This is a genomic window from Arthrobacter sp. UYNi723 (genome assembly GCF_054057635.1).
This window is the reverse complement of sequence record NZ_JBSRZM010000005.1, coordinates 46,582-57,853: the sequence shown is the minus strand read 5'-3', so window position 1 is coordinate 57,853 and position 11,272 is coordinate 46,582. Positions and strand designations below refer to the sequence as shown.

Genomic DNA, 11,272 nt, shown 5'->3' with positions numbered 1-11,272 from the left:
CTGGGCTCTGTTCATCAAGACCCAGCCGCACTGATATAAGAGCGTATTCGGGCTAGACTGGGTTTACTCAGAAGCGCCGTAAGCCTAGCAAAAAGGAGAGAACCATGGCCAGCAGCACGGACCAGGACCGGAAGAAGAAAAGCCTTCCGCTCCGGACTCATGAGGTTCCGCAGGACCAGCAGTTCGAGGGGGAGATCATCGACGGCGAGATCGTGGATGAGGACGGGCCGGCTGCGGCTGATTATGAGGCGCCGAAGAAGCAGCGAAGTCCCGGGCAGCCCGGGCAGCGGCGCTCTGAGCGGGAGCAGGAGCGCAGCCAGGCGCGGCAGGGCCGCCGCGCGTCGCAGAATCCCTCTGATCCGGTATCGCGGCTCCGCCAGGATGTCGACGAGGCCGGTAGGAAGTACATGGCCGAACTGCGTAGATCGGACATTCTGACGGCGAAGAAGACGCCGAAGGAGCGCAGTTCCCAGCTGACCGGCATCCACAAGGGGTACGTGTCGATGATGGTCCTCTCCTGCATCCAGCCGCTGAGCGAGGGCATCAACGCTAAGTCGGTGCTGAGCATGGTGGGCATGGGCACAGCCATGTGGGCACTGTCGCCGAACTTCCGGAACCAGGTCGGTGACTTCGGGGCTCAGATGAAGGAGTCGATCACCGCCAAGATTGATGATCGCAGGCAGAGCTCGATCGACAAGGTTGTGAAGCAGGTCGATGCGCGGAAGGAATCCGGCCTGCCCCTTTCGCAGAAGTGGCAGGAGAAGCTGGAGCGCGCCGAGCGTGCCGTCCGCGGCGGCCGGGATGCCTATACCGCCCAGTCGGCGGGGATGACCGAGGTCGCTCTGACCGAGAACGCCTATGCAGCCATGCGGGTGGAGGGCGCAGACGTCGACGAGATCCGCGATACCCACTCCTCGATGCTCAAGACGCTCTACGAGCAGGCCCACGAGGATGGAGTGGACGCCAGCGAAGTTGCGACGGCGGCACGGATGGTGGTCGGCCTGCGCCTGGAGGAAGAGCCCGAACTGGCCTCGGTCTTTGGGGAGCTTTCCCATGGGCAGTTTGCCAAGAGCAATCCCCGCGAGGTCAGGATCAGCGGTACCGGGGAACTCGCCCAGGTGTGGACCGGTGAATTCGAGTCCCGCCTCGGGCAGAGGATTGAGGCCGGCTCATTCGGACTGCGTCTTCCGATGGATGCGGACCAGCACCAGGCGGCCATTGCCGACACCATGGCTGCGGACATGATCTCCCTGACCCGGCAACACGGAGCGGACGGCCTGAACATGGGTGTGGTCGGCTACGCCTCAGCATGGGGCCTGAAAGACCGGCCCGACTTTGACGGCATGACAGCCATGGACAACCCGCTGGGGGAGCGTCTGCGCACGTCACGCGTGATGCTCAACGCGATGGGCTCGGACAGCATCAGTTCCTCCGAGCAGCAGCGGATCTACTCCAATGCCTACGTCGATGCGATGGAAAACGTCAGCGCGCTGTATCCGGAGGTGGAGCAGGAATGGGCCGCGAAGTTCGGTGCCAACTGGCGGGAGAACATGCGTGATTTCGTCAGTAACCCCAACAGCTACATGGATCAGCAGGGCGGGGAGAGTGCAGCGTCCGCGGATCAGCCGGGCGAATGGGAGCCGTCTCCGGCCTGGGAAGCCGGGCCCGCCGGCGAGAACGGGGACCGCCGCAACAACAGCGCCACCCAGCCCTCGCAGCAGCCCACGGACACCGCAGCGCAGACAGCCCGCAAGTATCGCAACGCGCGGATCAACCAGAACTACATCCAGACCTCGACAACCGGCGTGACCGGTCTGGGCTCGGATTCATCGGATTTCCGCGACCAGGACTTTGAGATGGGCGGCTAGAGATCCAGCGCGGGCCAGGGCACACGTCGGTTGCTCAAAAAAGACTGACACGCGTGTTCTTGGGATAGAATCAACACATAGACCAGTACAAATTGATGTTTACGGCTACATACAAAAGAGAAGGGACAGCAGTCATGGGACTTTTGGGTTTCCCCAGCGGCAAGGACTTGTCAGAGATGTTTGGCTTCGTGACCGAGGAGGACCGGTCCAAGTGGGAGCAGCAGCGCGAGGCCCACAAGGAGAAGGCGCCCGGCACTGCCCAGGACATGGCCAGCAAGTCGATTGCTCCGGCTCTGGATATGGCCAAGCACGGCGTTCAGGCGCAGATGCACGGAGCCCAGTTTGAGGCCCAGCGTGGTGCCCAGCCGAAGCAGAAGTCGCGGGTGGTTACCCGTGAAACGGTGACCGAACAAAGCCGGAACGTAGATGCCGCCGACGACTCAGGATACGGCCCGGATTTTTAGGCTGAAGTCTGGATTTTTGAAGTATTTTCTTACATCGAATCAGTTGCTTTGACTGCCGGTTATCATGCCGGATAGACTCGTATTCGAGAATATATGGAGGTTTTAAGTGACTGAAAAAGAGCAGCCGGAACAGCAGCGCGTTAGCAAGCGCGAGTTCCTTGCCCAGGTGTCAACCCGTTCACGGATTCCTGCCAAAACGGTCAACCGCGTGTACGACACGATTCTCGCTGAGCTGATGGACACCATGAGACGCGGTGATCAATTGATGCTCACCGGGTTCGGCAAGTTCTATCCGCAGGCCCACAAGGGTCACCGGGTCCAGTTCGCTGACAATGGCGTCGAGGCGATCGACGACTACTTCGTGCTCAAGTTCTCCGCCACGCGCAGCGTGAACAAGTCCTTGATGCAGGAACCCTCGGATGCTCAAGCTGAATTCACTGAGGACTTTGTCGATGAGGACTCAGAGCTGACGGAGGCCCCTGAGACCGACCAGGACGCGCTGTTCAAGACAGCAGCCCCTGCGGCCAAGACGAAAGCGCCGGCGAAAGCCAAAGCGGCACCCAGGACCACGGAGCCTAAGGTACGCAAGCCGACATCGGCCACAGTTTCATTGGCAGCGGCGGCGACGCAGAGTTCCCGGGCCATCAACAGAGCCAAACGCCAGGCAGTAGGACAGGCAGTAAAGGGTTTTCCTTCTGACCGAGCTATCTAGAGACTGAATGATGATTCGTTGGCGACGAAAAAAGAACCCCCATCCGGTGATCCGGATGGGGGTTCTTTGTTGTGCGGGGTGGCCTGCTCTCAGGCGCTGCCGACGATCGTGTATCCGCGGGAATGCGGGTACATTCTGGTCACCGCCAACTTGGGGGTGCGTTTGCCGTCAAAGACGGTGGCGATGCCGGCCTCGACCGAGGAGACCGAGATCATTCGGCCGTCGCTACGCGGGTTCATGTCCTTCCACATCTGACCTGGGCGGATCAGAATTCCTTCGCGGTTGGTGTTGAGAGCAGCCTCATGTTCCAGGGCTTCGAGCTCTTTCTCTGCTTTCGTTTTTCGTGCCATGACTGGCTTCTCTCTGTCGTGTGTGTGGGTGCGTGAGCATTGTGGGAGTGCTCAGATGCTGTCTTGTTTGGGGGATTCTTCAGCGGGCTCTGCGGTAGCCCCTTCCATGGCGGCGATGGCAGCCTTGGCGTCGGCCCTGGTCTCTTTGACGCCTCGGCGCCATTCAGGATCGTTGCGGACTTCGTCCCACTTCGGCCGTGCGCCCCTGACTACGGGGGCGGACCGGTTCCAGATGGCTTCGGCAGCGCGTTCTTCGACAGTGTCGGGGATGACCGTTACCGGGTCGATGAGGCGGTCGTCCTCGACCTTGCGCCAAAGTCCGGTCGTTGCCCACTCGATGGCATTCACTGATGCCTCAATTTCTTCCGGGGAGTAGCCCTCTTCACGCATGGCAGTGCGCTTGTTGTTCATCAGCGCTGTCTTGGCTGAGTAGGCTGCGCTGCGCGAGGTGAATGGCCCGTAGGCCCGGTTGAAGGAACTCTTGGGGGTTTCCGGAATGGTTGCCCAGAGAATGTATTCCCCTGTGGCTGCCATCTGTAGTCGTTTACCCATGGGGGGTAGGCTCCCTGATCGTTGGTATGCGAGATGAATCTCTGGTGTTGGACCGAATAACTCAACCCAACACCAGAGACCGGTGCGTGCAACAGCGTGTTGTGTACTCGACTTGTTACACGGAGACTCACCAGTACTTCCATGATCCCAGCCAATCCCCGGGTTCGCATAGCCGGACACAGTGGTTAGTGAACGAATGAGGTCTTTCGTTCATTGCCGGACCCTGAATCGCCTGTTTGTGTTGGTTCATCAGGACCAAGGACCGCAACAGCTGTGACCGTGGGGCCGGTGTAGCCGCCCCACGGATCAGGCCCGTAGTCGGCTTGGAACGCACTGTCCTTTAGGGTCAGGTAGTCCCGGAAGAGCAGGACGAATTCTGCCTCGGCTTCTTCCTGGGTCTGTCTGGCACCGGGCTTGATGGTGAGCTCTGTGATGATCTTGAGGCTCATGATGTGTTCACCGGCCCTTGTTCGGGTCGATGGCGAGCATCTCCATCAAATCGTCGACGTCGGTGACGATTGCGGCAGCGCCTTCCTTGATCAGAGCGTGGCAGCCTGCGGAGTTCGCGGAATGCACGCTGCCAGGCATAGCTGCCACGCCTCTTCCAAGAGATCCTGCGATCCTGGCTGTACCCAAAGCAGCCGAGCGCGAGCGGGCCTCGACCACGCAGGTGACCCCGGAAAGAGCCGCAATGATCCTGTTCCTGGCCAGGAACCTGTGCCGCGTAGGTGCCGAGCCCGGAGGCATCTCGGAGAGCGTGAGTCCGTTGCCGCGGATCGCGGCCGCCAAATCAGCGTTTCCGGACGGGTAGTCCCGGTCCAGGCCGCCGGCCACCACAGCGATGGTCGCAGGCTGATTGCTCTGGCCTCCTGCCAGGGCAGCGCGCGCAGCGTGCGCATCCACTCCGTAAGCCAGGCCGGAAATTACGCAGATCCCGCGCTGGGCCAAGCCGTAGGAAATATCGCCTGTGACGGCGGCGCCGTAGCTGGTGCAGTCCCGCGAACCGGTCACGGCCACGCACTTCTCCGGCGCCGGGATGCCGTTGCTGATGTTGCCGCGGTACCAGAGGCCCATCGGGGCGTCTGGGAGGTCGTTCAGGGCCGCCGGCCAGTGTTCGTCTCCGGGGATCAGGAAGCCGCCGCCGAGGCGCTCGATAGTGGCGAAGTCTTTCTCAGGCTCCAGGTCGTGGAAGCGGAGGACCCAGCGGCTGAGTCCTTGGGCCAGCTCGTCGGCGGTGACGTCGCCGAATGCGTGGGCAGGTTTGGCGCCGATGGCAATTCTCAGGGCAGGATATGCACCGTGTTTGGCCACCAGGGCGCGGCCGACAGTGTCGCCGGGCTCAAAAAGACGGGTCAGGGCTGCGCGTGCGGTGCGGTCGCTCATGGTTGTGGACAACATGGTCATTTCTTCTCTCTGGAGAGGGTATGGGGGGGTGTGTGTTACGGGTGTGTGGAGTGCTTTGCAGTTCCTATGCGGGTGCAAAGCAGTTGGTACGAAGTTGCCGCGCAGTTGCAACGCAGTAGAGACACTGGCGTGTGAAGTGAAGGCAGACCTGGAGAGGTGACAGTGGGATTCCGTACCACTGTCACCTCTCGCACACTGCTGAGACCTTGGCGAGCTGCTGCTTGGCTGTGTCGAGGTCGTGCTGGGCCTTGGCCACGGCACGCCTGGCCTTTTCGGTGTTTGCGCGGGCTTCGCGCTGGGCGCGGACCTTCGCTTCGTGGATCGCTGACCAGTATTGGTCGCGGGCCCACCGGGTGATCTCCGATTCCTGGGCATCGAGAAGTTCTACAGGGAACCGCAGTGTGATCGTTTTCGAGAAGAACGTGGAGATCACCAAAACGATCTCCTCACCCTTGGTGGACCGGCGCACCGCAATGTCCCAATGACGCTGTACGAACGGGAGCAGGGCCGGCGAGAGCGTGTTTTGCGGATACTTCGAGAGGACTCTTCCGATTGTCGCGGTGACCCGCTCGACAGAGGCATTGACTTGATCGAGCGCGGCGGCATTGGTGGTTATCTTGGGGCTGGGCATGGGCCAACGCTCCTTTTAGATTGGATCGGGTGAGGTGGTGTTCTTACGCGGCGGGCAGGCTGGCGCGGTCCAGGTATGCGTGGACCGCGGCGTTGATGGCGTAGCACGCGACCTGGAAGTGGAAGGTGTAGTTCTTGAAGTCGTTCTCCCAGGAGTCCGGGAATTCGTCCTCGTGGTTGCTAAGCCAGTCCCGAGCCTCTGACTCGTAGTGCTCCAGGCTGTTGACTTCGGCGATGAGCTCAGCGACATGTTCTTCGGTCAAACCGTCGTGGTAGCCGTCGGCCAGACGTTCGGTGAGGGTCTCGGTGACGAACTGAACGAATTCCTCGTGGACGTAGGCTTTGGCCGTGTTGCGCTGATCGCCCTGGAGCTTCTCGGCCCAGTAGCCGAAGTCGATGCTCGGGGCACCGTCTGCGTAGTAGGCACGCTTGCCGTTGGTCAGGGCGAAGAACTCGATCATGTCTTGCACACGCGAGAAGGTCAGTCCATCGGCGATGTCGCCGCTGGTGGCCAGATGATCTGGCCAGGTCACGATGTCCCAGGACCACATGCGTGTCCCCGGCTCGGACATCCGGAAGTGCCGGTACAGGCCATGTTCATGGAGCACGGTGAGCCGGTGGCCAGCGGAGTTCTCCCGGAAGGAAGCCCACGCTTTGGCGGCTGGGTTGATACGAAGCTTCGGGGTGGGAACAGGTGCAGCGGCCTGATCGTCCTGGCTGATGGCAGGCGCTGGCCCCATGGCGTCGTACCACTGCGTGTCTGCCAGCTCATCGTCGTTTTCGGAGATACCCGGCGTGTAGCGGGGGTCGTTGAGTTTGGGGCTCGTTGTGGATGCAGTCATAATTTCGGGTCTCCTGGTGTGAGAGTGAGCGCGAGAGGTGGGGAGCGTGATGTGGGTGGCAAGGGTGGGCCCCTTCTGGCCGGGAACAGCCCGAAAGCATCCCGGACACGACAAAGGTGCGACCGGATCTGTGATCCAGCCGCACCTTGGGTGCCTTATTTGGTTCTATATGGTGCAGATTGTGGCCTGTGGCTGCCCGTGATCGGGCAGAAGTGACGGCGGCCGGCGGTCAGCGCCCGGTGTCGTCGAAGATGAACAGCAGGAACGCGATGTGGGGAATCACGATGACCGCGAGTCCGACTAGCCATCCGCCCCAGTCAATGCCGAGAGGATCGTTGATCAGCGCCGCAGCAGTACTCAGGAACGGCTCGACGGTCATGATCACCGGGTCTGCCAGGCCAGAGAAGAAGCCCACCCAGATAATCCCCCAGATCACCGTCAGGATGATGAGCACGCCGATGAGGCGGCGGATGCTGAGACGCCGGCGGTGGCGGGCGTAACGCTCGTCCTCGTATTCATGGACTCTTCGACCAAACATGGAACTGCTCCTTGGGGTGGGAATGTGCTGGTTTTGCGTACGGTTTTGGGCACTACGGATTTTCAGCACACATCCCCAAAGGAGGTGCCTTAGATGTTGGGGAATTCTTTGAGGGTCACAGTGAGCGAGCTGATGTTCTCGTCGAACAGCGTATGGATGCGCGGGCTGTCGATCGTCTTGTCCAGAACGGATTCGTCCTCGCTGAGCAGCAGCCACTCGTCGTTGTCCGGGTCGATGACCAGCAGGCTGTAGGTCTTGGTCCCGTCGCTGTTTCCGATGAGGATGTCGTCGCCGGCTTTGACTTCCAGGCCAAGGTCTTTGATGCGGACTGCGAGCATGACGTCGGTGTGCAGGGCGCCGTTCCGGGTCATGTGCTGGAGCAGTCCGTTGTGGATTACGGCCCGGAGGGGGTGGTCCTTCTCCAGTGTCGCGGCCAGCTTGAACATGTTGGAAGCGTTCAGCTCCCTGGTGCTCATGCTCAGCAGGTGCGAGATGTCGATCTGAACATCGGCCATTGCCAACATCGCGTGGACGTGGGCAGAAGCGATGGCTTCTGCGGTGCCCGCCGGCGGACGGATGTTGCCGAGCAGGCTCAGGGCTTCGGCGCGGTGGTCCATACCCTTGACCGGGGTTTCTTGCTTTTCTGCGTGGTCAGCCATGGCTGCCTTTCGGGGGTCGAAGGAGTTCTTGTGAAACCGACCTTACGTGATCCTCGAAGGCATCCTTGAAACTGACCAGCTTTACCGCTGGTTTGCCAGCAGAAAACAGTTATTCAGTATCTATGCTTGTTTCCTGAAAATGGTCGCAATAGGGCCTGCCTTGCTATTCCTTAGGAGCTTAAACCGGGAGCACTTCTTGCAAATAGCGCGGTTGCGATCCTGGCACAGGAAGTTGGATGCGTGCTCTGCTTGGTGTTGGAAGCCTGAAGCGGGCACGATGGCGTTCCCAGGAAGAGACGGCGGCTTGCTGCAAGGGCCCGGGCAACGCCGCAAAAGCCGCGGCCCGTTCAGTCGTCCGCAGGAGAACGACCTCAGGGGAAAGATTCTCTCGCCATCGCGAGTATCGGACCGGCTCGCTCATGCCCGCTGCTGTGCGGCGTGTGGCGAGCTGTGCTTTAAGTTCTTCCTGGGCAGGCAGAGGAAGTCTTTGGAATGTCCGGGCATACCGTTCCTGGCGTTTCCGGCGTTCTTCCGCGGGCAGTTTGTCCCACCAGGCTTGGTAGCGTGCGTGGTCTTTGGCCAGAGCACAACGGCGCTGGACCGCCCACGTGCCGGCCTGCCGCTGCCGGTAGAACTTCCTCTCAGCATGGATCTGTTCTTCCAGCAAGGTGGCTTCTGCGACAGCCGCTGCGGCGTGCTCTGAAGTAACCCTGCTGGTCGCGGTCCAAACACCATTACCGTCGCAGCTTGCGAGGCCCGCTGCGGCGAGAGCTGCGAGAGCGGTGCGTCCGGTGCGTAGCGTGCTGGGGCCGGGAGAGATATTCAGCAACTCGGGCAGAGCAGCAGAGCGGCAGAGGGTGGTGAGGGCGGTGGGGCCGTTCTGGCGGAGAGTTTGCCAGAGGCGCCGGGCGGGGCGGGGTAGGTTCAGCCAGGTGGAGGAGCGGGGGAGGGGGGCGTGACTACGAGGTGGGTAGGATTCCAACACAGCTCCACCCTGGACCGGAACCAGTTCAAACTCGAAGCTTCCTGACTCCGGTGACGCGTAATCCAAGGTGTCTCTGTGCAGGGTGCCGAGCTTGCCGTCGATGAAGCGCAGGGCTTCGCGGATCGCGGGTCGGGAAACGATGCCCGTGTCCAGGACGAGGTTTCTCTCCGGGACCGGGACACGGAGTACACCCGTGCGTTCGATCCTGTCCAGGACGGCGTGCCCGACGGCGGCCAGAGTGTCTCTGCGCCGGACTGGGTACTCCCACAGCAGCACGTGCAATCGCCGCCTGGCAGCGTCCACGATGGCCAGCACCTCCGGTGAAGTCTGCTCGGCAGACCTGGCCGTCGTAAGGTGTTCCTCGACGAACGCCTTGAGATCCTCTACACAGTGGTTCCAGACGTTGTTCACCCAGCGTTTCTGGCTCAGGCAAGCCTTGGGCATGGCGGACGGGTGAGCGGAGGATATGGCGGTCCATGCCTGTGTGGGTGTGTAGCCGGCGACCACCATCTGCTTTGTCGCGATCAGCTCAAACGTCGACCCTGAATGATCTGTTCCGCCGATGGTCGGGCGGGTCCCGTGTGCCAGGTACTCGTCCCAGGCATCCGGCAACTTCCGGCGGCCGGTCACAGGGGAGGGCAGTGCAGCACGCAGCCAATTGGCTGGGCTACGGGGTGCGGCCGCAAGCGGCGTCTTTTCGTGGGAACCATGTTGGGAGCGGTGGGAGGTGTCGATTTGGCGACGTCGTCCAGTGATCTTTGCGGCAGGAACTTCAGGGCAGGTTATTAGTGCTTCCCGCAGTGCTCTTGCGCCGCCCAAGACGGTTGTTGTTGTACCTGTACGGTGAGGGGCGCTCAGCGGACGGACCGCCGTACGCACGTCAATGCTGGAGGTGTTGACGTGGAAGCTCTTGCGCAGCTGCGCGACATGCTCCCGGAGGGCCGGAAGTGTGGTGACGTCCACATGGATGAACACGTGGTGACGACCGGCGGCTCCGCCGGAAGGGCGAATCAGGTGCCAACGGCTGTGCACGGCGGCCCAGTCCGCTACGAGGTCGGTCACAGCGTCACCGCGATCACCGGACAGGTCAACGTCGATCACCTGGAAACCCGCCCGCAGCCGGCCAAACACAGTGGCCACAGGACCGGTGCCGATCCATTCCAGGGCGGCGTCCATTGAACCAGCAACCAGCCCCGGCACAGCCACATTGGAGGAGTCCAGAGCCCGCCAGGAGCCGGGCTCGAACAGCGCCTGGTCAAGGCGGCTCAGCTGATCCTGGGTCATGACGACTCACCCGTATGTGTGAGTGCGCCAGGGATCAGCGGGGCGAGAGCGGACCATGCCTGGGCATGGTCTGACACGGCGACCGACACCGTGGTGTGGGCATCATTTGGGCAATTTTTGCCCAAATCTGGGCAACATCCACCCAAAAAGGCGTGTGCGTGTATTATGAGATCAGTCCTCACCAAGGAGGGCATAACAAAGCCCTTGTGGTTGAAGTAGCTGGAAACTAAGAAACTTGCCGGGATCCGAGTTTTTAGCTACATAATTGAATCGCAGTGAAGGCCCGCTTAGAGCGGGCCTTCCTTTTTAAGAGGCGACGCGGAAAGCCTCCTCTTGAATTGGTCTTGGGCCTAGCTGAGCGAAGTCGAAGCTCTCGATCCACTCAATGACGCGCTCGGTAGTGAGCGGTCCGGGCTTGGCGCACGTGGAGTCAGCGATTGCTTGAAGCTTTGCCCAGTGCTCGGGGCCAAGCTTTACTGCCACGGTGTGGCGGTCTTTGCTTCCGGGAAGCGGAGGGCGTCCAGGGCCTTGTCGAGTTGCCATGTGACTGACGCTAGCGAATTTAAATAAAAAGGTTGGTGGGTGACACGCCGGACGCCAGCGAATTTAAATAAAAAAGACTGGCGCGCCTTCACGCATGCGTGACGCTTGAATTTTTTGACTTGCATATACCAACGGTCGGCACGTAGTCTCTAGGTGAACCCGGCAACCCTTGATGGGTTGCGATTCCCGCAATGGCGGTGGCCGTGTTGCGAAAGCAACGCAGCCACCGCCATTGTTGTGCCCGGCCGCTGTGCTGCCAATCTGAGTGCAGAGGTCGCCGGCTACAGCGCACTCGCTTCCTGGAGGCGCGTCTTGCCGTAGTAGCGGCCTTCGCAGTTCGGCTCAGACCATCTGGTGAAGGGTAGCGGGAAGCCGAGGTCCCGCATGAACCGGGCGAAGGTCTTGTCCGTGTACTGGGGGTACACGCGCTTGCTCGGGCGG

Annotated in this window: 13 protein-coding genes; 3 read left to right on the top strand and 10 right to left on the bottom strand. The window is 61.2% G+C overall.

Features of this window, described 5'->3' with window-relative positions; translation table 11 throughout:
* Positions 1 to 104: 104 nt before the first annotated feature.
* From ACVWY0_RS05550 to ACVWY0_RS05540, 3 genes are all read left to right on the top strand, one after another.
* Complete coding sequence (locus ACVWY0_RS05550) at positions 105 to 1,868, top strand: hypothetical protein (protein WP_485835796.1); 1,764 nt, start codon at positions 105 to 107, stop codon at positions 1,866 to 1,868.
* A 134-nt stretch (positions 1,869 to 2,002) separates the two neighbouring features.
* Positions 2,003 to 2,332, top strand: coding sequence for a hypothetical protein (locus ACVWY0_RS05545; RefSeq protein ID WP_485835795.1), 330 nt, complete (start codon positions 2,003 to 2,005; stop codon positions 2,330 to 2,332).
* Between the two features lie 106 nt (positions 2,333 to 2,438).
* Complete coding sequence (locus ACVWY0_RS05540; protein ID WP_485835794.1) at positions 2,439 to 3,044, top strand: HU family DNA-binding protein; 606 nt, start codon at positions 2,439 to 2,441, stop codon at positions 3,042 to 3,044.
* An 89-nt stretch (positions 3,045 to 3,133) separates the two neighbouring features.
* Here the strand turns inward: ACVWY0_RS05540 and ACVWY0_RS05535 are convergent, their stop codons facing one another.
* From ACVWY0_RS05535 to ACVWY0_RS05490, 10 genes are all read right to left on the bottom strand, one after another.
* Entirely contained in the window at positions 3,134 to 3,394 is a 261-nt protein-coding gene (locus tag ACVWY0_RS05535; protein ID WP_485835793.1) for a hypothetical protein, read from the bottom strand.
* Between the two features lie 51 nt (positions 3,395 to 3,445).
* Positions 3,446 to 3,946 carry a hypothetical protein gene (locus tag ACVWY0_RS05530; RefSeq protein WP_485835792.1) on the bottom strand — a complete coding sequence of 167 codons (501 nt, stop codon included), beginning with the start codon at positions 3,944 to 3,946 and terminating at the stop codon, positions 3,446 to 3,448.
* A gap of 185 nt (positions 3,947 to 4,131) precedes the next feature.
* A complete protein-coding gene (locus ACVWY0_RS05525; RefSeq protein ID WP_485835791.1) occupies positions 4,132 to 4,395 on the bottom strand; it encodes a hypothetical protein in 264 nt (87 codons plus the stop codon).
* A 7-nt stretch (positions 4,396 to 4,402) separates the two neighbouring features.
* Positions 4,403 to 5,344 carry a DNA-processing protein DprA gene (gene dprA, locus ACVWY0_RS05520; RefSeq protein WP_485835790.1) on the bottom strand — a complete coding sequence of 314 codons (942 nt, stop codon included), beginning with the start codon at positions 5,342 to 5,344 and terminating at the stop codon, positions 4,403 to 4,405.
* A gap of 187 nt (positions 5,345 to 5,531) precedes the next feature.
* Complete coding sequence (locus tag ACVWY0_RS05515; protein WP_485835789.1) at positions 5,532 to 5,981, bottom strand: hypothetical protein; 450 nt, start codon at positions 5,979 to 5,981, stop codon at positions 5,532 to 5,534.
* Positions 5,982 to 6,024: 43 nt separating this feature from the next.
* The gene (locus ACVWY0_RS05510; RefSeq protein ID WP_485835788.1) at positions 6,025 to 6,822 is read right to left on the bottom strand and encodes a hypothetical protein; all 798 of its coding nucleotides are present in this window, start codon (positions 6,820 to 6,822) and stop codon (positions 6,025 to 6,027) included.
* A 229-nt stretch (positions 6,823 to 7,051) separates the two neighbouring features.
* On the bottom strand, positions 7,052 to 7,360 hold the full coding sequence (locus ACVWY0_RS05505; protein ID WP_485835787.1) for a hypothetical protein: 309 nt from the start codon (positions 7,358 to 7,360) through the stop codon (positions 7,052 to 7,054).
* Between the two features lie 89 nt (positions 7,361 to 7,449).
* Positions 7,450 to 8,019: a hypothetical protein gene (locus tag ACVWY0_RS05500; RefSeq protein ID WP_485835786.1), complete on the bottom strand. Its 570-nt coding sequence runs from the start codon at positions 8,017 to 8,019 to the stop codon at positions 7,450 to 7,452.
* A 178-nt stretch (positions 8,020 to 8,197) separates the two neighbouring features.
* Positions 8,198 to 10,288 (bottom strand): hypothetical protein, encoded by a 2,091-nt coding sequence (locus ACVWY0_RS05495; protein ID WP_485835785.1) that lies wholly within the window; start codon positions 10,286 to 10,288, stop codon positions 8,198 to 8,200.
* An 824-nt stretch (positions 10,289 to 11,112) separates the two neighbouring features.
* Entirely contained in the window at positions 11,113 to 11,256 is a 144-nt protein-coding gene (locus ACVWY0_RS05490) for a hypothetical protein (protein WP_485835784.1), read from the bottom strand.
* Positions 11,257 to 11,272: the final 16 nt, after the last annotated feature.